Source organism: Pseudomonas frederiksbergensis (assembly GCF_003732665.1).
GTDB classification, from domain to species: domain Bacteria; phylum Pseudomonadota; class Gammaproteobacteria; order Pseudomonadales; family Pseudomonadaceae; genus Aquipseudomonas; species Aquipseudomonas frederiksbergensis_G.
This window is the reverse complement of sequence record NZ_MOBP01000006.1, coordinates 359143-380220: the sequence shown is the minus strand read 5'-3', so window position 1 is coordinate 380220 and position 21078 is coordinate 359143. Positions and strand designations below refer to the sequence as shown.

16 protein-coding genes are annotated in these 21078 nt (G+C 62.0%); 9 read left to right on the top strand and 7 right to left on the bottom strand.

The window, feature by feature from the left end; genetic code table 11:
* Nucleotides 1-16 precede the first annotated feature (16 nt).
* On the top strand, nt 17-1333 hold the full coding sequence (locus BK665_RS11665; RefSeq protein ID WP_123405592.1) for an MFS transporter: 1317 nt from the start codon (nt 17-19) through the stop codon (nt 1331-1333).
* Nucleotides 1334-1431: 98 nt separating this feature from the next.
* On the opposite strand, the gene purT is transcribed toward BK665_RS11665, so the two are convergent.
* The 5 genes from purT to BK665_RS11640 form a co-directional block, all read right to left on the bottom strand.
* Complete coding sequence (gene purT / locus BK665_RS11660; protein WP_123405590.1) at nt 1432-2613, bottom strand: formate-dependent phosphoribosylglycinamide formyltransferase; 1182 nt, start codon at nt 2611-2613, stop codon at nt 1432-1434.
* Between the two features lie 101 nt (nt 2614-2714).
* A complete protein-coding gene (locus BK665_RS11655; protein ID WP_123405588.1) occupies nt 2715-3182 on the bottom strand; it encodes a 7-cyano-7-deazaguanine/7-aminomethyl-7-deazaguanine transporter in 468 nt (155 codons plus the stop codon).
* A gap of 178 nt (nt 3183-3360) precedes the next feature.
* The gene (locus BK665_RS11650; protein WP_123405586.1) at nt 3361-3576 is read right to left on the bottom strand and encodes a DUF1289 domain-containing protein; all 216 of its coding nucleotides are present in this window, start codon (nt 3574-3576) and stop codon (nt 3361-3363) included.
* Complete coding sequence (locus BK665_RS11645; protein WP_123405584.1) at nt 3573-4097, bottom strand: gamma carbonic anhydrase family protein; 525 nt, start codon at nt 4095-4097, stop codon at nt 3573-3575. The genes BK665_RS11650 and BK665_RS11645 overlap by 4 nt, the downstream gene beginning before the upstream one ends.
* A 39-nt stretch (nt 4098-4136) precedes the next feature.
* Nucleotides 4137-4736 (bottom strand): CoA pyrophosphatase, encoded by a 600-nt coding sequence (locus tag BK665_RS11640; protein ID WP_123405582.1) that lies wholly within the window; start codon nt 4734-4736, stop codon nt 4137-4139.
* A 146-nt stretch (nt 4737-4882) separates the two neighbouring features.
* Here BK665_RS11640 and BK665_RS11635 point away from each other — a divergent pair, with 146 nt between their 5' ends.
* The 7 genes from BK665_RS11635 to nagE all read left to right on the top strand — a co-directional run bounded on the left by BK665_RS11635 (nt 4883) and on the right by nagE (nt 13764).
* Entirely contained in the window at nt 4883-5434 is a 552-nt protein-coding gene (locus BK665_RS11635; protein WP_123405580.1) for an NUDIX hydrolase, read from the top strand.
* A 57-nt stretch (nt 5435-5491) separates the two neighbouring features.
* On the top strand, nt 5492-5995 hold the full coding sequence (locus BK665_RS11630) for a L,D-transpeptidase family protein (RefSeq protein ID WP_123405578.1): 504 nt from the start codon (nt 5492-5494) through the stop codon (nt 5993-5995).
* Between the two features lie 474 nt (nt 5996-6469).
* Complete coding sequence (locus BK665_RS11620) at nt 6470-7201, top strand: GntR family transcriptional regulator (protein WP_123405576.1); 732 nt, start codon at nt 6470-6472, stop codon at nt 7199-7201.
* A gap of 21 nt (nt 7202-7222) precedes the next feature.
* Nucleotides 7223-8329, top strand: a complete 1107-nt coding sequence (nagA, locus tag BK665_RS11615) for an N-acetylglucosamine-6-phosphate deacetylase (protein ID WP_123405574.1) — start codon at nt 7223-7225, stop codon at nt 8327-8329.
* Nucleotides 8310-9332, top strand: coding sequence for an SIS domain-containing protein (locus BK665_RS11610; RefSeq protein ID WP_123405572.1), 1023 nt, complete (start codon nt 8310-8312; stop codon nt 9330-9332). Before nagA ends, BK665_RS11610 begins: the two co-directional genes overlap by 20 nt.
* Before the next feature lie 173 nt (nt 9333-9505).
* Nucleotides 9506-12022 carry a phosphoenolpyruvate--protein phosphotransferase gene (gene ptsP, locus BK665_RS11605; RefSeq protein WP_123405570.1) on the top strand — a complete coding sequence of 839 codons (2517 nt, stop codon included), beginning with the start codon at nt 9506-9508 and terminating at the stop codon, nt 12020-12022.
* A gap of 32 nt (nt 12023-12054) precedes the next feature.
* Nucleotides 12055-13764 (top strand): N-acetylglucosamine-specific PTS transporter subunit IIBC, encoded by a 1710-nt coding sequence (nagE, locus tag BK665_RS11600; protein ID WP_123405568.1) that lies wholly within the window; start codon nt 12055-12057, stop codon nt 13762-13764.
* A 130-nt stretch (nt 13765-13894) separates the two neighbouring features.
* On the opposite strand, the gene BK665_RS11595 is transcribed toward nagE, so the two are convergent.
* Both BK665_RS11595 and BK665_RS11590 read right to left on the bottom strand, forming a co-directional pair.
* On the bottom strand, nt 13895-14350 hold the full coding sequence (locus tag BK665_RS11595) for a hypothetical protein (protein ID WP_123405566.1): 456 nt from the start codon (nt 14348-14350) through the stop codon (nt 13895-13897).
* A 114-nt stretch (nt 14351-14464) separates the two neighbouring features.
* Nucleotides 14465-14794 (bottom strand): DUF6124 family protein, encoded by a 330-nt coding sequence (locus BK665_RS11590; RefSeq protein WP_123405564.1) that lies wholly within the window; start codon nt 14792-14794, stop codon nt 14465-14467.
* A 470-nt stretch (nt 14795-15264) separates the two neighbouring features.
* Between BK665_RS11590 and BK665_RS11585 the strand changes: the two genes are divergently transcribed.
* Entirely contained in the window at nt 15265-21006 is a 5742-nt protein-coding gene (locus BK665_RS11585; RefSeq protein ID WP_123405562.1) for a membrane-targeted effector domain-containing toxin, read from the top strand.
* The last annotated feature ends 72 nt before the right edge of the window (nt 21007-21078 follow it).

Below are 21078 nucleotides of genomic sequence, written 5' to 3'. Positions count from 1 at the left end.
TGTCAGGGATCACCGCATGACCACCAGCACCGCTTTGAGCGACACCACGCCTGCCCAGCCAACGAATTCCGCCACGCGAGTGGCCACCGCGAGTTTCATCGGCACCGCCATCGAGTTTTACGATTTCTACGTCTATGCCACCGCCGCGGCGCTGGTGATCGGGCCGGTATTTTTCCCGCAGACGTCGGGCACGGCACAGATGCTCTCGGCGTTTCTCACCTTCGGCATCGCTTTCCTGGCGCGGCCGCTGGGATCGGCACTGTTCGGCCACTTCGGCGATCGTATCGGGCGTAAATCGACGTTGGTCGCCTCGCTGCTGCTGATGGGCGTGTGCACCACGTTGATCGGCGTGTTGCCGGGTTACGACAGCATCGGGGCCTGGGCGCCGATCCTGCTGTGCGTGCTGCGTTTCGGCCAAGGACTGGGGTTGGGCGGTGAATGGGGTGGCGCGGCGTTGCTGGCGACGGAGAATGCGCCGAAGGGCAAACGCGCCTGGTTCGGCATGTTCCCGCAACTCGGCCCTTCGATTGGCTTCCTGGCCGCCAACGGTCTGTTCCTGACCCTGGCCATGACCCTGGATGACGCGCAGTTCCGCTCGTGGGGCTGGCGCATTCCGTTCCTGTTGAGCGCGGTGTTGGTGATGGTCGGCCTCTACGTGCGCCTTAAACTCCACGAAACCCCGGTGTTCGCCAATGCCATGGCGCGCCAGGAGCGGGTGAAAATTCCGCTGGTCGAGCTGTTCAGCCAGTACTGGGCGCCGATGTTGCTGGGGGCCGGGTCGATGGTGGTGTGCTACGCGCTGTTCTACATCTCGACCGTATTTTCCCTGAGCTACGGGGTTTCCACCCTCGGCTACACCCGGGAAACCTTCCTCGCCCTGCTGTGTTTCGCCGTGCTGTTCATGGCCGCCGCCACGCCGTTGTCGGCCTGGGCCAGCGACCGTTACGGACGCAAACCGGTGCTGATCATCGGTGGCGTGCTGGCGATCTTGTCCGGGTTCTTGATGGAACCGCTGCTGACCCACGGCACGACCTGGGGCGTGGCGCTGTTCCTGTGCATTGAGCTGTTTCTGATGGGCGTGACATTTGCACCGATGGGCGCATTGCTGCCGGAGCTGTTTCCGACCCACGTGCGGTACACCGGGGCGTCGGCGGCCTACAACCTGGGCGGCATCGTCGGGGCCTCCGCGGCACCGTTCTTCGCGCAGAAACTGGTGGCGATGGGCGGTTTGAGTTATGTCGGGGGGTATGTGTCGGGGGCGGCGGTGCTGAGTTTGATCGCGGTGCTGTGCCTGAAAGAGACGCGGCATAACGATTTGAATCGGGTGGTTTGACAGAAAAAGCTTCGCGGGCAAGCCTCGCTCCTACACTGATCGCGCGTGAACACAGATCCAATGTGGGAGCGGGCTTGCTCGCGAAGGGCGCGCCTCGGTTACAGCTCTACAACAACCGCCTGAGAAGCGCGGGTCGCTTTCGCACGCGCCGCTTCAATCGACTCATCCCGCGCCAACGCCACGCCCATCCGGCGCTGGCCGTTGACTTCAGGCTTGCCGAACAAACGCAATGCAGTATCCGGCTCGCTCAACGCCGCGCCCAGGTTGGCGAAAGCGGTCTGGGTCGACTGCCCTTCTACCAGGATCACCGCCGACGCCGATGGACCGAACTGACGGATCAACGGAATCGGCAGGCCCAGGATCGCCCGGGCGTGCAGCGCGAATTGCGACAGGTCTTGGGAAATCAGGGTCACCAGGCCGGTGTCATGTGGGCGGGGCGAGACTTCGCTGAACCACACTTGATCACCTTTGATGAACAACTCGACACCAAACAGACCCCGACCACCCAAGGCTTCGGTCACCGCTTTGGCGACGCGCTCGGATTCAGCCAGGGCAATCGGGCTCATGGCTTGCGGCTGCCAGGATTCCTGGTAGTCGCCCTTCTCCTGGCGGTGACCGACCGGCGCGCAGAACGTGGTGCCGCCAATGTGGCGCACGGTCAGCAGGGTGATTTCGTAGTCGAAATCGATAAAGCCTTCGACGATCACCCGACCTTTACCGGCGCGCCCGCCTTCCTGGGCGTAATCCCAGGCGGTTTTGACGTCTGCGGTGCTGCGCAGCAGGCTCTGGCCTTTGCCCGAGGAACTCATCACCGGTTTAACGACGCACGGGAAGCCCAGGTCTTCAACGGCTTTGCTGTAGTCCTCGAAGGTGTCGGCGAAGTGGTACGGCGAGGTCGGCAGGTCCAGCTCTTCGGCGGCCAGGCGACGGATGCCTTCGCGGTTCATGGTCAGTTGCGTGGCGCGGGCGGTCGGGATCACGGTGAAGCCTTCGGCTTCCAGTTCCACCAGGGTCGCGGTGGCGATGGCTTCGATTTCCGGCACGATGAAGTGCGGTTTCTCGGCTTCGATCACCGCACGCAGGGCGGCGCCGTCGAGCATGTTGATTACATGGCTGCGATGCGCGACTTGCATGGCCGGCGCGTTGGCGTAGCGATCGACGGCGATCACTTCAACGCCCAGGCGTTGCAGCTCGATCACCACTTCCTTGCCCAACTCGCCACAGCCACACAGCAATACGCGGGTCGCGGTGGGCGACAATGGAGTTCCGATACGGGTCATCTGAAGGTCCTCAAAGAAGCGGATCATCGAGGGTCGCGGCGCCGGGCGCGCTTCCCATGGGGAGAAAGCGCGGCATTTTACATGAACTGCGGGGTTTGGCTTCAGCCGGCGACGGCCTGTTTGCGCAGGCGCCAGGCCATGATCAGCCAGACAACCGTCACGCCAGCGAACTTCGAGCCCATGGCGGTGAGGATCACGGCCGGGGTAAAGGCGTCGATCATGCCGAAGAAGATGAAGGTATCGAGGGGAATGCTCAGGGCCGAACTTATCCACAGGCGATCGTGTAACGGACGCTTGGTGATGCTGAACACCAGCCAGTCGATGCACTCGGACACCGCGAACGCCGTGGCGCTGGCCAGGGCGATGGACGGATCGGAGGTGACGTAGGACAGCACCAGCGCCGCCAGCATCGCCGCGATGGCGCCATGGCCGTAGCGGGTTTGCACCATGTCCCGCAGCACGAATACCAAGCCACCCCAGGCCGACCAGATGATGTCCAGGTGCGGGGCGGTGGAAAAGGCGTAGTTGATCAGCACGACGCTGCTGATGTACGAAATCAGGAAGAGCATGGGGGCTTGGGAATACCTGTCAGTTTGGCGCACAGGGTACTTCAGACAAGTGAAGTGGGCCAAGAGAGGCGGTGAAGGTAATGGCCTCTTCGCGAGCAAGCCCGCTCCCACAGTAGACCGAGTTGTCTTGGCGGACGCGACCCTATGTGGGAGCGGGCTTGCTCGCGAAGGCAGCACCTCAATTATTGGATTTGGACGGCAACATCCAGATCAATCCACTGGACTTCGCCCGCTCATGACACAACCCCAACACCCTGCGCCGCTCTTCGTTGTCCATCCGGCTCCAACGGGTAATCTCTTCCACCGTGCGCTGGCACCCGGTGCAGATGTCGTCGTCATCCAGCGCGCAGATATTTACGCAGGGCGATAGCACCGGTCGTTCGGGGGTGTTCATTCTTCTTGCTCGGCCAGGTCGCGGGCATAGCGCTGCGAGTTGTGCACATAGTGAGCGGCGCTGGCTTCGAGCATCTTTTTCTGTGGCTCGGTGAGCTCGCGCACGACCTTGCCCGGCGAGCCCATGACCAATGAACCGTCGGGAATCTCCTTGTTTTCACCGATCAGCGAATTGGCGCCGATGATGCAGTTCTTGCCGATCTTGGCGCCGTTGAGGATCACCGCGTTGATGCCGATCAGGCTGTAGTCGCCCACGGTGCAGCCGTGGAGCATGGCGTTGTGGCCGATGGTCACGCCAGTGCCGATGGTCAGCGGGTAGCCCATGTCGGTGTGCATCACGGTGCCGTCCTGGACGTTGCTGTTCTTGCCGATCAGGATCAGTTCGTTGTCGCCGCGCAGCACGGCGTTGAACCAGACGTTGGCGCCCTCTTCCAGTTTGACCTTGCCCACCAGCACGGCGTTGGGGGCGACCCAGCTCTGCGGATGGGTTTCGACGCGGGCATCGCCCAGGCGATATTTCATCTTGTTGTCCTCAAGGCTCAGGCAGCCGCGGGTTCGGATTCAGGTATTGATAAAGCTTTTCGGGGGGCGGTGCAGGCTGATGTCGGCGTCGTACAGCAGGTTGATCAGTTCGACGATCATGATCGCCGTCAAACCCCAGATCTTGTACTCGCCATAACGGTAGCTCGGCACGTACCAACTGCGGCCCTGGTAATCAATGCGGTGGGTATGTTCTCGCGGGTCCTCGCGAAAAAACTCCAGGGGCACGCTGAACACCGCCGCGATTTCCGCATCGTTGGCCAGGTATTCGACGTAATCGGGAATGACGCCGACATAAGGCGTGACCTTGATGCCGTGAAGCGAGATCAGCGGACTCAGCGGGCCGATCACTTCCACCAGACCCGGCGGCAGGCCGATTTCTTCTTCGGCTTCGCGCAGGGCGGTGAAAATCAGGTCAGGGTCTTCGGGATCGCGTCGTCCGCCGGGGAAAGCGACTTCGCCGCCATGGGTCGAGAGCCCGCTGGCGCGCAAGGTCAGAACCAGTTCCGGTTCATCACTGCGAGTGATCGGCACCAAAACTGCAGCCTCGGGGAAACGCTTGTCGGTTTCAAGGGTGCGTGGCGTGTGGTTGCTAACCCGGTGCAATAGCTCGTCCAGCATGAGTCTTCTCGATCTGTTGGCTACCTTGCATCATGCACCAAACCTAACGACCGCCCAACCCCATATCCGACCCATGTCGCGAAACGACAACTTGCCGACTGATACCGCCGCACGCCAAGATAGGCGCAGTCTCCAGGAACCCAAGCATGAAATTTTGCAGTCAGTGCGGTAACCCGGTCACCCAGCGCATTCCCGAAGGCGATTCGCGTCTGCGATTTGTCTGTGACAGCTGTCAGACCATTCACTATCAGAACCCCAATATCGTCGCCGGCTGCGTGGCGACCTGGGGCTCGAAGGTGTTGCTGTGCCGCCGCGCCATCGAGCCGCGACTCGGTTACTGGACCCTGCCCGCCGGCTTCATGGAAAACGGCGAGACCATCGAGCAGGCCGCCGTGCGCGAGACCGCCGAAGAAGCCTGCGCCCGGGTGCGCAACCTGAGCATCTATACGCTGATCGACGTGCCGCACATTAGCCAGGTGCATGTGTTCTTCCGCGCCGAACTGGTGGACCTGGATTTTTCCGCCGGCCCCGAGAGCCTGGAAGTCATGCTGTTCGATGAAGCCGACATCCCTTGGTCTGAGCTGGCTTTCCGCACGGTGGGCCGTACCTTAGAATGCTTCTTCGCTGACCGGCAGACGGAGGTCTACCCGGTGCGTTCCGAGTCGATTCCGCCGCTTGCGCAACCAGCCATCATCTAAGCTCTTAATTAGCTGCACCTTATAAATAGTCGCGACACCTCTAGGGATATCGTTTCAATGCGCTGGTTGCTTGCCCTGTTTTGCCTGTCGTTCGTTGTGGTGTCCCAGGCCTCCACCGTGGTCACCCTGGACGGCAAACCCATCGAAAAAGTGCTGGTGCTCAAATCCGCCCATCAATTGCAATTGATCGCCGACGGCAAACCGCTGCGGACCTACCGCATTTCCCTGGGTAAAAACCCCCGGGGCACCAAGCTGATGGAAGGCGACAAGCGCACGCCCGAGGGCTTTTACTGGGTGGACTGGCGCAAGGTCAGTGACCGCTACAACCTGGCGATGCACATTTCCTACCCGAACCGCGACGATGCCGACCGCTCCCGGCGCGAAGGGGTCAATCCCGGCGGCATGATCATGATCCACGGCACGCCTGATACCTACGACTACCCGGAAAACCTGTTCCACACCCTGGACTGGACCGACGGCTGCATCGCCATGCGCAACATGGACATGCGCGAAGTATGGGGATTGGTGCCGGATGGCACGATGATCGAGATTCGGCCGTAATCCCCTTCGCAAATGGCGAGTGAGCTTCTGTGGCGAGGGAGCTTGCTCCCGCTGGGCTGCGAAGCGGCCCCCCAATCTGATCTGGCACCGCATTCGCTGATTTCAGGGCCGCTTCGCGCCCCAGCGGGAGCAAGCTCCCTCGCCACAGAGTCCTGCGCAGACTCAACAATCGTGGTCTGCCCGCTACCTTCCGTCGCCCTTCGAAAAAATAAATCAAAAAATCGCAGCCATCGGCAGCGCCTACAGGGTTGATACCAATTCCCTCCGTAGGAGCTGCCGAAGGCTGCGATCTTTGCCTCAAAAACCCCCACCGCTAATACCACTTAAAACCACCCCCCTCTAAACAAGCCCAACAGGCCCGGTTTTCCTAAGCCTGAAGGAAAGTGGTCTCATTGACATGGTATTTAAGTGGTATTAGCTTCCGTCCTACAACCGGGCGACAACAATCCAATATCCGCATCGGAAAAGACCTACATGAATGACATCCAGGCCCTACGTCCTGATGAGACCCAGCCGACGCCGCTGTACCTGCAACTGGCGCGCAATCTGGAAGCGGCGATCCACGCCGGCCAATGGAAAGCCGAGCAGGCGATGCCGTCGGAGCGCAGCCTCTGCGAATCGTTGGGCATCTCCCGCGTCACCGCACGCAAGGCGCTGGAAGTGCTGTTCGAGCAAGGCCTGATCCGCCGTAACCAGGGTTCCGGCACCTTCATCACCCCACGCCTTGAACAACCGCTGTCGCGTCTCTCCGGGTTCAGCGAAATGCTGCGGCTCAAGGGGTTCGTCCCCGGTTCGCAATGGCTGGAGCGGGAAATCACCCCGCCGACCCACGAAGAACTGATCCGCCTCGGCCTCTCGCCCAACGACAAAGTCGCGCGGCTCAAACGCCTGCGTAAAGCCGACGACACGGTGATGGCGATCGAGATGAGCACCCTGCCCGCTTCGATCATCCCCAAGCCGCAAGCGGTGGGCGATTCCCTCTACGAATACCTCGACGGCATCGGCAAACCGATTGTCCGCGCCTTGCAACACATCCAGGCGATCAACGCCTCGGACGAATTCGCCGCGCTGGTGGGCATCGCGCCGGGCACCGCCATGTTGCTGATGACCCGGGTCGGCTACCTGGAAGACAACACGCCCATCGAAGTCACCGACACCTATTGCCGCAACGACTACTACGACTTTGTCGCAGAGCTTCGCCGCTAAGTACGCTACCGAGAACCGATCATGTCCGAAGACAACATCCTCACCGCCCACGGCTGGGTTCGCGGCCGGCTGATTCACCAACACGGCAAAGTCGTGTCCATCGAAGGCGTGCCCTGCGATCCGGCGGACAACGACTTGCCTTACCTGCTGCCGGGTTTCATCGACCTGCACGTTCACGGCGGCGGCGGCAAAGACATCATGGAAGGCGCCGCGGCCTTCGAAACCATCACCAAAACCCATGTGCGTTTCGGCACCACCTCGCTGCTGGCCACCACCATGACTGCGCCGAGCGAAGAGATTTCCAGCGTGCTCAAAGCCGTCGGCGAGTATTGCGAGCAGCGCCCGACTGGCAGCGCCCGGGTCCTCGGCGTGCACCTTGAAGGCCCGTACATCAACCCCGGCAAACTCGGGGCCCAACCGAATTTCGCCCACACCGCGCTGATGGCCGAAGTCGAAGCGTACCTGGCCTTGGCGCCGATTCGCGTGATCACCATCGCCCCGGAAATCGCCGGCCATGACGCATTGATCCGCGCCCTCAGCGCTCGCGGTGTGCGCATGCAAATCGGCCACACCCTGGGCAGTTACGAGGAAGGCGTGGCGGCGCTGGAGGCCGGCGCCAGCAGTTTCACCCACCTCTATAACGCCATGAGCCCGCTGCATCACCGCGAGCCCGGCATCGTCGGCGCAGCCCTCGCCCACGCCAAATACGCCGAGCTGATTCCGGATTTGCTGCACGTACACCCCGGCGCCATGCGCGTGGCCCTGCGCTCGATCCCGTGCCTGTATTGCGTCACCGATTCGACCGCAGCCGCCGGTATGCCCGACGGTGAATACAAGCTCGGCAGCCACACCGTGACCAAATGCCTGGGCGGCGTGCGCCTGGCCGACGGCACGCTGGCGGGCAGCACCCTGACCATGGATCAAGCGTTGCGCAACCTGGTGAAGATCGGTTTGCCCATCGCCGAAGCCTCGCAACGCCTTTCGCAATTCCCCGCCGACTACCTCGGCATCACCGAACGCGGACGCCTGCAACCCGGCGCCTGGGCCGACTGCGTGCGGCTGGATCGCTCACTCACACTGACCGCCGTCATGGTCGAAGGAGAAGACATTGACTTCAAAAATGCTTGAAGAGGCGCTGTCCTCGTTCGAGGCCGTGCAAGCCCAACTGCAGCAACTCGACCCGCAGATGATCGAAATCGCCGGGCGCCTGCGCCGTCAGCCGCCGCAAGTGGCGATGACCGTGGCCCGTGGCAGCTCCGACCATGCGGCGAGTTACTTCGCCTACCTGACCATGCAGCAACTGGGGATTCCGGTGGCGTCGTTGCCGATGTCGGTGGTGACCATGCAGCAGGCGCCGTTAAAGGTCAGCGGTCAGGTAGCGTTCGCCTTCTCGCAATCGGGGCAAAGTCCGGACCTGGTGAACAGCCTGCGCCTGTTGCGCAAGCGTGGCGCCCTGAGCATTTCCATGGTCAACGCGGCGGACTCGCCACTGGAAGCCGCGTGTGAATTCAGCCTGCCACTGCTGGCCGGCACCGAAAGCAGCGTCGCCGCGACCAAGAGTTTTATCGCCACCCTCAGCGCCAGCGCCCGGTTGATCGCGCACTGGAAAGACGACGTGGAATTGCTCGAAGCCGGCAATGCTCTACCGGAAGGTTTGCGCGAAGCGGCGCAACAGGACTGGAGCCTGGCCATCGACGCCCTGCGCGACTGCCAGCGCCTGATGGTGATCGGCCGTGGCGCCGGTTTTGCCATCGCCCAGGAAGCCGCACTGAAATTCAAGGAAACCTCGGCGATCCAGGCCGAAGCCTTCAGCAGCGCCGAAGTGCGTCACGGCCCGATGGCGTTGATCGGCGAGCAATACCCATTGCTGGTGTTCGCCCCGCGTGGCGCCGAACAGGCCGGTTTGCTCAGCCTGGCCGCCGACATGCGCCAGCGCGGCGCCCGCGTCTTGTTGGCCGCACCCGATGACGTCACTGAACGCGACCTGACCCTGACCCGCGCCGAACACCCGGTCCTCGATCCGATCCTGGCGATCCAGAGCTTCTACGTCATGGCCGCCGGTCTGGCCGTCGCCCGGGGCATGGACCCGGACCAGCCACGGTACTTGAGCAAAGTGACCCGCACCCATTGAGTCGATCGCGTCTTTGATGGCGGATGAATAACCCGTAGGAGCTGCCGAAGGCTGCGATCTTTTGATCTTGCTTTTAAACATCAAAATCAAAAGATCGCAGCCTCGTTTCACTCGACAGCTCCTACGGGGACGCGTTTATCCGAACCGAATTGTTTAATGATGAGTACCGAGCCATGCACAACAATAATAAAGAGCTGACCTTAAGCGCCCCGCTCAGCGGCCCGGTGCTCACGCTCGCCAAAGTCCCGGACCCGGTGTTCGCCAGTGGCGCCATGGGTGACGGGATTGCTATCGATCCATTGAACGACACCCTCCACGCCCCTTGCGCCGGGGTGGTAGTACACGTCGCCCGTACCGGCCACGCGGTGACTTTGCGCGCCGACAACGGTGCCGAGCTGCTGCTGCACCTGGGCCTCGACACCGTCGAGTTGCAGGGAGAAGGCTTTTCGATGTTGGTCAAGGAAGGCGCACGCGTCGCCAACGGCCAGCCGCTGTTGCGCTATGACCTGGACAAGGTCGCGCAGCAGTGCAAAAGCCTGGTCAGCCTGATGATCCTGACCAACAGCCAGGACTTCCAGGCGCGGCCGATCACGTTGAAATCGGTGAAGGTCGGCGATCCGTTACTGCATATCGTGCGGCGACTGGCCAGTGGCGTGCCGGTTGAAGTTGACTTGTCCGGCGCCGAGGTCCACGGCCATATCCGCATCGCCCATCGCGGTGGTTTGCACGCCCGGCCAGCGGCGTTGATTCGGCAGACCGCGCAAGGTTTCAAGAGCAAGTCGCAGCTGCATTTCGCTGGAAAGTCGGCGTCCTGCGACAGCTTGATCGGGATCATGAGCCTGGCCGTCGGCGAGCAGGAAGAAGTCCAGGTCAGCAGCCAGGGGCCGGATGCCGAAGCGGCGTTGCAAGCGTTGTTGACCGCGTTATCCACAGCACTCGCGCAGGACAGTCACACCGCTGCGCCAGCGCCGATTGCCCAGCGCAATCGCCCTGCCGAAGCGGGCGTGTTGCACGGCGTTTGCGCCGCACCCGGTCTGGTCGCCGGGCCGCTGTTTCGCTTGAACGCAATCAGCCTGCCGGTGGACGCCGGCAGCCACGATCCCGCGCAACAACTGCAAGCCCTCGACACGGCATTGAGCGTCGTGCGCAGCGAAATCGACCACACCCTGACCCAGGCCCGCAAGCACAAAAACACCGACGAAGAAGCGATCTTCGCCGCGCACCTCGCTTTGCTCGAAGACCCGGCACTGCTCGACGCAGCGGCGCACTCCATCGACCAAGGCAGCGCCGCGACTCACGCCTGGAGCCAGTCCATCGACGTGCAGTGCGAGGTGCTGCAGCAACTCGGCAGCCCATTGCTGGCCGAGCGCGCCAACGATCTGCGCGACCTCAAGCAACGGGTGCTGCGCGCCCTTCTGGGGGAAACCTGGCACTACGACATTCCGCCCGGCGCCATCGTCGCCGCCCATGAACTGACCCCGTCCGACTTGCTGCAACTCAGTCAGCATGGCGTTGCGGGCCTGTGCATGGCGGCTGGTGGTGCGACCTCTCATGTGGCGATTCTGGCGCGGGGCAAAGGCTTGCCATGCCTAGTGGCATTGGGTTCGACGCTGCTGGATCAGGTGCAAGCCCAAGCGGTGGTGCTGGATGCCGACGGCGGGCGCCTCGAACTGACGCCGAGCACCGAACGTCTGGCCGAGGTGCAGCAGGCGCAACTCGATCACCAACAACGCCGCGCCCAGCAACAAGCCAAGGCCCACACCCCGGCGTTGACCCTCGATGGCTTGCACGTCGAGGTCGCGGCCAACGTCGCTTCCAGCGCGGAAGCGGCAGATGCCTTGGCCAACGGCGCCGATGGCGTCGGCCTGTTGCGCACCGAGTTTCTGTTCGTGGATCGCAACACCGCGCCGGACGAGCAGGAACAACGCCTCGCCTATCAATCCGTACTCGACGCCATGGGCGACAAGTCGGTGATCATCCGCACCATCGACGTCGGCGGCGATAAGCAGCTCGACTATCTTCCCCTGCCCGCCGAAGCGAACCCGGTGCTCGGCCTGCGCGGAATTCGCCTGGCCCAGGTCCGCCCGGAACTGCTCGATCAGCAACTGCGGGCGCTACTGCACGTCAGCCCGTTGTCGCGCTGCCGGATCCTGTTGCCGATGGTCACCGAAGTCGATGAGTTGCTGCATATCCGCCAACGCCTCGATGCCTTGTGCACCGAGCTGGAGCTGACTCAACGCCCGGAGCTTGGCGTGATGATCGAAGTCCCGGCCGCCGCGCTGCTGGCCGAGCAACTGGCCGAGCATGCGGACTTCCTGTCCATCGGCACCAACGATTTGTCCCAATACACCCTGGCCATGGACCGCGACCACGCCGGCCTCGCCTCCCGGGTCGATGCCTTGCACCCGGCGTTGCTGCGATTGATCGCGCAGACCTGCGCCGGCGCGGCGGTGCACAACCGTTGGGTCGGAGTGTGCGGCGCACTCGCCTCCGATCCGCTGGCCACGCCGGTACTGATTGGTCTGGGGGTCAGCGAGTTGTCGGTGAGCCCGGTGCAGATCGGTGAAATCAAGGACCGCGTCCGGCACCTGGACGCCAGCGAATGCCGACGCATCAGCCAAGGCTTGCTCAAGTTGAGCAGCGCCAGCGCGGTGCGTCACGCCTGCCACCAACATTGGCCTCTGAGCTGAACAACTAAAACAAGAATCCAGGGAGAAACGCCATGTACCAATACTTCATTGAAGGCTTGCAGCGCCTCGGTCGCGCGCTGATGCTGCCGATCGCGATCTTGCCCATCGCCGGTCTGTTGCTGCGCCTGGGCGACACCGATCTGCTGAACATCGCGATCATCCACGACGCCGGCCAGGTGATCTTCGCCAACCTGGCGATGATCTTCGCCATCGGCATCGCGGTCGGCTTCGCCAAGGACAACAACGGCACGGCGGGTCTGGCCGGGGTCATTGGTTACCTGGTGATGGTCTCGACCCTCAAGGTGCTCGATGCCAGCATCAACATGGGCATGCTCGCCGGGATCGTCAGCGGCTTGATGGCCGGCGCGCTGTACAACCGCTTCAAGGACATCAAATTGCCGGAGTACCTGGCGTTCTTCGGTGGGCGGCGTTTCGTGCCGATTGTCACCGGGTTTGCCGCCGTCGGCCTGGGCCTGGTCTTCGGCCTGGTCTGGCCACCGATCCAGCAAGGCATCAATAGTTTCGGTGCGCTGATGATGGAAAGCGGCAGTTTCGGCGCGTTCGTTTTCGGCGTGTTCAACCGCTTGCTGATCGTCACCGGCCTGCACCACATCCTTAACAACATGGCGTGGTTCGTGTTCGGCAACTTCACCGACCCGACCACCGGCGCCATCGTCACCGGCGACCTGTCGCGCTACTTTGCTGGCGATCCGAAGGGCGGCCAGTTCATGACCGGCATGTTCCCGATGATGATCTTCGGCCTGCCCGCCGCGTGCCTGGCGATGTACCGCAATGCCTTGCCGGAGCGGCGCAAAGTCATGGGCGGGATCTTCCTGTCGATGGCGCTGACCTCGTTCCTGACCGGTGTGACCGAGCCGATTGAGTTTGCGTTCATGTTCCTTGCGCCGATGCTGTATCTGGTGCACGCCGTGCTGACCGGTTTGTCGATGGCCATCACCAACATGCTGAACATCCACCTCGGGTTTACCTTCTCCGGTGGTTTCATCGATATGGTGCTGGGCTGGGGTAAATCCACCAATGGCTGGTTGGTGATTCCCGTCGGGCTGGCCTATGCGGCGATCTACTACCTGGTGTTCGATTTCTGCATTCGTCGCTTCAACCTGAAGACGCCGGGGCGTGAAGACGTGGCTTCAGCCGAGCGGGTCGTGTTCACGGAAAACGAGCGCGCCGGGGCCTATATCAAGGCGTTGGGTGGTGCTGCGAACTTGATCACCGTCGGCGCCTGCACCACGCGCTTGCGCCTGGACATGGTGGATCGCAACAAGGCCAACGATGCCGAGTTGAAAGCACTGGGTGCGATGGCCGTGGTGCGTCCGGGCAAGGGCGGGAGTTTGCAGGTGGTGGTCGGCCCCATGGCGGACAGCATTGCCGATGAAATTCGACTGGCGATGCCGGCGTTGGGTCGCGCAGTGATCAGCACCCCTGCCGCTATAGTCGAAGAGGCAAAACCTGTCGCCGTGCCGGAAGCGCAGCAATGGCTGAATGCCTTGGGCGGTGGCGACAATGTGCTGCAAATGGATTGCGTCGCCATGACCCGGATTCGCCTGCACCTGGCGGATGGCAAGGCGTTGTCGGAGTGTCAGTTGAAGGAGCTGGGCTGCCAGGGTGTCAGCCAGTTGGAGGGTGGGGTTTGGCATCTGCTGATTGGCGACAAGGCACAGAGTTTGAGTGGGGCGTTGGAGGCGTTGGTCAATCGCAGTGAGGTGAGTGCAAAGGTTTAGATCTTCGGCGCCTGACCCTCCGTCTTCGCGGGCAAGCCTCGCTCCTACAGGTTGATTGCATTCCCCTGTAGGAGCGAGGCTTGCCCGCGAAGGGGCCCTGACCAACACCGAAACCTCCAGGCAGATCAGCTCAAACAGACGACGCATGCTGCTCAGCTTCGTAATGTCGAGTCTGGAAAGGCATCAGCGTCTGAGCCTTCAGCCCCAACCCCTCACTCAGCCCCCAGGAAACCGCCAGTTCATCGCGCCGCCTGCGAAGCGGAACAGCCGCTACCTGCGACCGCACCTCCAGCCTGGGTGTCGAGCTTAAAAAAAGCTTAAGAGCGCCGAAAGTTTCCAATACACGGCTTTCAGAAACACACGCAAAGCGCGTGAACCGCTCAAGCAAGTACCCAGCACGGCGAACTTCGAGCTCATCCCCGTGACGACTGAGGAAGGTTTCGACTTCACTCACCAGATCATCCTTCGAATACCAGACAACCTTAGCTGCACTCACCAGTGCCGCGTCATCGGCTTGATTCAAAGGCTTTTTGACCAGGGTGTCCAAGGCGGATGAAAGGATGTGACCGCTATGGGGCGTTGCCATCTGTGGTCTCCAGGTAGTCTTGCAGGATATTGGTGAGAGTGCTGAGCACTCCCACATTGGAACTGCGTACACCGGACAAATGTGGGAGCGGGCTTGCTCGCGAAGGGGCCGGGTCTATTCACGCGGGTCGATCTGATCCAGCACCCGGTTCGCGGTGATTTCCGCCAGCATCACGCTGTTGGAGATGCCCAGCAGGGCGTTGCGTGAGCTGCCGTCCAGCAGGTCCACCAGGTTGTGGACCATCACGTCGACCGAGGCCAGTGTCTCGACCAGGTAGGTCATCAGGGTTTCGCTGCTGGCGTTTGGATTAACGGCAAACAGGGTGCAGGGTTTGCGCGGTGTGGCTTTGATGTCGGCGAATGAGGGGATGTCGCGTGGTTGTGATTCGGGTTGTTGCGGGGATGTCGGGTCGGTTTCTGGCGGATCGGGGGTCACTTCAGACATAGGTCAGATTCTCTCTGATGCGGTGCCAGCCCTCCTGCTGCTAAACGAGAGGGAGGCAGCTGTACGCAGGTTAGCAGACCGGGGAATCTAACAAAGCCGGCGCGCCCGAAGGCGCCCTGCGCACAGCTACCATTGAGTGCAAGCGTGGGGATGCCTGACTGATGGCGCTTGTGCAACTTGTTAGATAAATCTCCCGGGCTGCTAAACCCGATCACTGATGGGCAGTGACGGGAATAAAGTTACCGAGCAGCCCCGAGGCGCACAAGCCGGCGGATTCTGGCGTAGCCGTAGGCAACGGCGCAAGATTTTGTAGGTCTCGGGAAGTAACTTCGAACACGTTTTAAACAACCGATGTTTAACCGTCTGACATACACATCCCAAGCAGCAAATGGCGGTAACTATGTACCGCCATCGCCCACGCCCCCCACTCCAAGCTGAAGGTAATTCCCACCAGCCTGGAGATTGTGCCGATGAGCACACCCACCGCCGCACCGTCCTTTGAAGAGATCAAGGGCTATCTCAATCAGATCGGTCATCATCTGCTCAAGACCGAAACCCCATTGCTGCCCGACCCGAAACCTTCGGCCGAGCAGGTCTACCTGAATCGCCTGAACGGGCTTTTGAAGAATTACCGCGAGCAGTTTATGCGTCGCAGCCGTACCCACTATCAAGCGCTGGCAGGCAGCGACCTGCAAAGCGCGGCGGGCAAGGCGCTGCTCGCCACCGTCAAGACCTCGCTCAACACGCACTTGGCGAACATGGACCTGCGCGAGCTGATCGATGGCAAGCCCGCCAAGTCATTCATGATTTTTGAGGCCGGGTTCACCGCCATCGAAAACGAAGCCCGGTTGGACGTGCAGGATCGCCTGCTGCATCCCCAGGCCGGCCAGATGCTGGCGAGCCTGACGCTGGCGCCGCCCCTGCGTCCAGGTCTGTACGCCTTGCAGTTCAGTTATCAGGACCACACCGTCGAACTGGCCGGTGCCTTTGTCGCCACGGAAAAAAACAGCCCGGTGGTAAACGACTTGTCCGACGCGCAAAACGTTGGCCATGTCTTGCTGTTCACGCCCTCGCGGGGGATTGAGTCCTTCGATTCCCTGGCCGAGCTGGACCGTCATCTGCAGCAACACATGCTGCACGCCGCCGCCCGGGACGAATTCCTGCAGATGCTGCCTGTACGCTTTCACGCCTTGAGTGCGGCGGGGATCAGGCCGTTGCAGCTGTCACCCATCGACAGCGCGCCGTTGTTTGAACACCTGTACGACGCCAAGATTGCCAAGCGCACTCAGGACATCGAGCGGGCGTTGAGTTTCAACGACAACCTGGAGCAAGACCCGGCCCGGTTAACCAGCGCCCTCGACCGCGCCATCGGTTCGTCCCTGCCGGACCTCACCCTGCGTCTGGAATTGCGTGCGCAAACCCTGCTCGAACGGAGCTTGCGAATGAGCGCACCGGACTGGTATCGCAGCGCCAGTGCAACCCGGCGGGCTGAATTGGCCGTTCACCTCGGGCACTACAATCAGGCGCGCCAGGGTCTATTGGATCTGCTGGGGCCGGCAACCGATCCTCAATCCCTGGCCCGTCACCAATGGCTTGAACGGCTCGGCGATGATCTGGAGATTCATGACCTGGAGCCGCAACACCTGTGGATCAGCACCCGTCGTCACGTCCCCGGTTTCGGCGTTTATGAACATCAGCACAACCTGATCGACCTGGCCCTGCGTGGCCTGCACACCGGCGACGACCTCCCGGGGTCGGACTTCCTGGAAAAAACCACCCTGCGCTACCGCGACGCGTCCTTGCCCGAGTCGTACAAGGACCTGACCCCGGCGTGGCTCGCGCAACAACTGGCGACCCTGCAACCCCGAGTCGACTTTGCCAACGTGCAAACACAACTGCATGCCCGGCCCGAACTCCAGCAAGCCATCGAACATATGCTCGATCAGCGGATCAATGCCCTGGCCTTCACCGCCGTGATGCAAGGTCATTTGCAGGAGGATGACTTCCAGCTGATCCAGCGCCTGCGCGCCGGCAGCGATCCGCAACTGAGCGCCGCCACCCTCGGCGCGGGCACGCTGTCACTGCACGGCGCGCAGCTTCAGGACTTGTGGGTGCTGCGCCAGGTTGACGCCGGCGGGGCGATCACGCGCCTGCTGCTTTGCACGCCGCAGGCGCCACGGGACCAGCAATTCCAGGCTTTCGACACTGAGCTCGCCTGTCAGCAGCATCTGCTCGGCTGGGCCCGGGACGTCGCAGTTGGCGGCATGGGCGACTACTTGATCAGCCGCGCCCCCCTGCGGTTTCGTCACAGCATGCAACAGGTCTTGTCCGGCCTCAGCGACAAGCCGGGGGCGCAGCAGCAAAACGAGGTCACCTTCGCGGTGGCCGCCAGCCAGGGTGATTGCCTGAAGTCGATGGCCGCCCATCTGTTGGCCACGCGGGTCGACGACTACGACTTCAGCACGCCGCTCTGGTATCGCTCGGCCAGCGTCGAAACCCGGCGCAAGCTCGCGACACTGGCCGAGGACGCCGAAGGTACCTTGCGTACCTTCGACGATCATCCGTTGTCGCAAAAGCGCTTTCCGGGCTTCGATGCTTACCTGCATGAGCAGGCCAGGAAAAGCTTGAACGCACTGCTCCAGCGCACCGCCAATGATGTCGATCCAGATACCGTGTGGGCCTTGTCGCCACCCGCGATTGTCGGCAACTGGACACCTGCACCGCTGACGTATACCCAGTTGTACCGCGATGGCTACGCCGACGGCGTGGGTTTTCTCGATGAAAAATTCTCGCGCTCGGCACGATTCAAAGGCCCGCCGGGTGTGGACCTGAGTCTGCTGACTGCCGAAAAAGTTGCGCGTTCGATCACCGGCGTGTGGATCGGCCAGCGCTACATCGACAAGGTCAAGGCTGAACTGCAAAGCCCTGAAAGCCCCGGCTATGACTTGAGACGCAACGTCACCTTGGTCATCACCCAGCACCAGATGCAATGTGCCGCGCTGGAGTGCCAGCAACAAGGACACCTCAGCAGCGCCGACCTGCAATGGCTCGAGCGCAGCATCGCCAGCCTCGGCGAGACCTCGCCGCAAACGCGCCACCGCTACGCAGTCCATCGTTTGATGATCGACGGTGAATGGGTCATCGACACCTGGCTGTTCAGCCATGGCGACAACCCGGTCCTGCTCTACACCCCGCAGGCCCCCGACGGCATCGGCTTCCGCCAAGCCAGGCTGTTCAACTACCTGCTGAAAAAACAGTCCGGCATGCTCGCCTACCTCACCCAACGGGTCGGCGTGCAATCCCAGACCCGGGTTCGCGCCTTTCTGGAGGACGCCAAACAACAACTGCCCGAACAACTGGACAGCACCAGCGTCAGCCCTGCGCGCTACGATTCGACCCGCACGGTGGCCCCGGTGCCCGACCTGCGCAACGCGCTGTACAACATGAAGCTGCAACGCAAGATCGATGACGTTGCCGCGACCACCGCCAACCGCGCCCAGATGATCGGCGGCATCCTCTGGACTTGCGTCGAATGGGTGACCGCGATTGCCACCGCGCCCTTCCCGATCCTGAGCCTGAGCGCCGGCCTGCTGCTGGCGTTCAAGGACGCCATGCTCGCGTTGCATGCGTACAACCAGGGCGATACGTCGGCGGCGCTTGAGCATTTCGCCGGTTACCTGCTCAACAGTGCCGGCGCGTTGTTCACCGACTTGCGTCCCGCCCTGCGCTCACTCAAACCCGTGGCGCGATCGCTGCGCCTGAGTAGCGCCAGTGCCGAGCAAAGCCGCGCGATGCAACTGATCCACCAACTGGAACCCGCCGCGCTGCACCCTACGCAGATACGCCCGGTATTTTTCGAAGGGCGGGCCCTTTGGACGACGAACACCCCGGATGCCATCGGCCGCTACTTGCTGTATCGCCTGGACCCGCACGGTCAATTGGCCTCGACCGGGCGCCTGGTCACGCCGGATGCCGACGGTAATCTGGTGCGCAGCGGTGTGTCCGGCGGCCGACCGAAATATCAACCGGTGCAGGAAACCCCTGGGCCGCACAAAGACTATGGGATACCGACGCAACACCGGGATCAGCTTGAAGGCGTCTTGGACCCGCAGTTCAGGGCCGGCATCCTCAATATGGGCGAATCGATGTTCCCCTCGGCGCAACCGGTACTGGACAGCGCCGTTAAACAGTTGGGCAATGCGCGCATCGCCTACCTGCAACAGGTCGAGCGCCTGAGCACAGACGCCCGGGCGTTTTTCAGGGATTACGTCCCCCTGCCCGCCGTCACCCAGGTTCCACCTGTCCCGACCGACCTGTCCATGGCGCAGTGGCTCGCCAGCGACACCTTTAGCGGCAACAAGAGCCTGATCATCGGCGCCGTACCGGGCTCCATTGCCAGCAAACAGCTGTTGATCGCGCATATGGATGGGCTGATCGAAAAGGGATTCAAGCGTCTGTACGTCGAATACCTGCCGGGTGACGTCTTCCCGGCAAAACTGGAAAAACTCAACTCGGGCAAATCCTGGCAGCACATCGAGAAGCACCTCAAAGCCATGGACAAAGCCCTCGGTTACGCGGCGGACGCGGAGTATTCCTACCTCGCCCTGGTGCGCAAGGCCAGGGACAAGGGCTTGCAAATACGCGCCCTGGACGCCTCGACCTGTTATCAACTGGAGGATGCCCTGCTCATGGGCGAGACCTCGCCCACCACGCCACGGGACAACGGCGTGAGGAATTTCTATTCCCACAAAGTCATTGCCGCCGATGTCGCCGACACCCCGGATGAACGCTGGATCGCCCTGGTTGAACAGTCGCGCCTGCGCACATTCAAACAGACACCTGGCCTGGCGGACCTGCAAGACGCTGTGGCGCTGCGAGTCGAAGACGTTGGGCTGGATCAACCTGCGGGCATTTGGGTCGACACCCCAGGCGCGATACCCGGGGATGCACTGGCCAAAGGTGACTACCGCATGACACTGCCCACTGCGTACAAGGCGCCCGAGCCGAGCACCCCGCCAGCAGCCATCGCACCCGAACCCGGCGTTCAGCATTTCAGCGATTTCGATATCGACCCGCCCTTGCGGGAAGACATTGCTCGCCTATCGAGCAGGCCCCATGGCCTGGACAGCCGTTACGCGCCTTTGAGTCAGAGTGGGCAAGTTCCGTTCGTGGCCTTTCTCGAGCGACGCTCCAGCCTGAAAACCACCGCCGAGCGCTTTTTCGCCGACTACGTGCCGCCCGCCAGGCCGGAACTGCCCGAGGTCACGGCGAATACAACGGTGGAATCGTTTTTGAGACAGGTGGCCGACAGCCCACTGACGGGGCTGGTGATCGGCGAGGGCCATGGCCATGAGTCGAGCAAGGCTCTGCTCAGAAAGCAGATGAAAAACCTGAAAAAGCTGGGATTCAAAACACTTTACGTGGAACACCTGCTGACCGACCTGCACCAGGCCCACCTGGATGCATTTCACCTGACCCAACAAATGCCCAACCGGCTCAAGACCTACCTCAGAAACCAGGACGTGGGCCACATGGGTCCCTTCTACAGCGGCCCCGATACTTATTCGCAAGTGATCCAGGCGGCCGGCAAGTACGGCATCCGCGTCAGGGCCATCGACTGCACCGCCAGCTATCACATCAAAGGCATGGAGGACGGGGATTTTGCCCGCAACCAGATGTTCAGCTACTTCGCCGCCCAGGTCATCCGCGCCGATCAGACGACACAGGGCCAGCACAAATGGATCGCCTTCGTCGGCAGCGCCCACACCAACAGTAACCTTGGGGTCCCGGGGCTGGCGGAAATGCTCGGCGCGGCCAGCCTGCATGTCAGGGATACCACGCTGGCACGGGCCAGGAGCATCCACCGTGGCTTCTGGGAAACCGACCTCAAGTCACTGACGACGAGGGCTTTGCGCAGCGACTACACACTGGAAGTGGGCATTGCCGCCATGCCAAGAGCGGCGGCCATCGTCCCTGTCGACAGGTCAAGACTGATCCACGCCGGGCACTACCTGATCGAACGCCCGTCCACGGCAGAGATCAATTTGCTGCACAAATCCAAATCCGGGGACATCGTTTCGACCCCGATCGAGATCGACGATAACGGGCTGTTTTTTATCAATCGCTGGGGCAAGCAGGCGCGCCGGTTCAAACACCTGCTCGACCTGCTCGACATGCTCGAACAGGAGGTGAACCTGGTCCCCGCACCGTGAAGATCCCTGGCGCCTGATGGTCCGCCTTCGCGAGCAAGCCCGCTCCTACATTGGCGCTATGTACACCGAACC

What these genes read in the sequence shown, in the direction of transcription:
- purT (WP_123405590.1), bottom strand. Translation starts at nt 2,613, where the DNA reads ATGACCCGTATCGGAACTCCATTGTCGCCCACCGCGACCCGCGTATTG.
- nagA (WP_123405574.1), top strand. Translation starts at nt 7,223, where the DNA reads ATGTCCGAAGACAACATCCTCACCGCCCACGGCTGGGTTCGCGGCCGG.
- BK665_RS11665 (WP_123405592.1), top strand. Translation starts at nt 17, where the DNA reads ATGACCACCAGCACCGCTTTGAGCGACACCACGCCTGCCCAGCCAACG.
- nagE (WP_123405568.1), top strand. Translation starts at nt 12,055, where the DNA reads ATGTACCAATACTTCATTGAAGGCTTGCAGCGCCTCGGTCGCGCGCTG.
- BK665_RS11595 (WP_123405566.1), bottom strand. Translation starts at nt 14,350, where the DNA reads ATGGCAACGCCCCATAGCGGTCACATCCTTTCATCCGCCTTGGACACC.
- BK665_RS11655 (WP_123405588.1), bottom strand. Translation starts at nt 3,182, where the DNA reads ATGCTCTTCCTGATTTCGTACATCAGCAGCGTCGTGCTGATCAACTAC.
- BK665_RS11630 (WP_123405578.1), top strand. Translation starts at nt 5,492, where the DNA reads ATGCGCTGGTTGCTTGCCCTGTTTTGCCTGTCGTTCGTTGTGGTGTCC.
- BK665_RS11650 (WP_123405586.1), bottom strand. Translation starts at nt 3,576, where the DNA reads ATGAACACCCCCGAACGACCGGTGCTATCGCCCTGCGTAAATATCTGC.
- BK665_RS11620 (WP_123405576.1), top strand. Translation starts at nt 6,470, where the DNA reads ATGAATGACATCCAGGCCCTACGTCCTGATGAGACCCAGCCGACGCCG.
- BK665_RS11640 (WP_123405582.1), bottom strand. Translation starts at nt 4,736, where the DNA reads ATGCTGGACGAGCTATTGCACCGGGTTAGCAACCACACGCCACGCACC.
- BK665_RS11645 (WP_123405584.1), bottom strand. Translation starts at nt 4,097, where the DNA reads ATGAAATATCGCCTGGGCGATGCCCGCGTCGAAACCCATCCGCAGAGC.
- BK665_RS11635 (WP_123405580.1), top strand. Translation starts at nt 4,883, where the DNA reads ATGAAATTTTGCAGTCAGTGCGGTAACCCGGTCACCCAGCGCATTCCC.
- BK665_RS11585 (WP_123405562.1), top strand. Translation starts at nt 15,265, where the DNA reads ATGAGCACACCCACCGCCGCACCGTCCTTTGAAGAGATCAAGGGCTAT.
- BK665_RS11590 (WP_123405564.1), bottom strand. Translation starts at nt 14,794, where the DNA reads ATGTCTGAAGTGACCCCCGATCCGCCAGAAACCGACCCGACATCCCCG.
- ptsP (WP_123405570.1), top strand. Translation starts at nt 9,506, where the DNA reads ATGCACAACAATAATAAAGAGCTGACCTTAAGCGCCCCGCTCAGCGGC.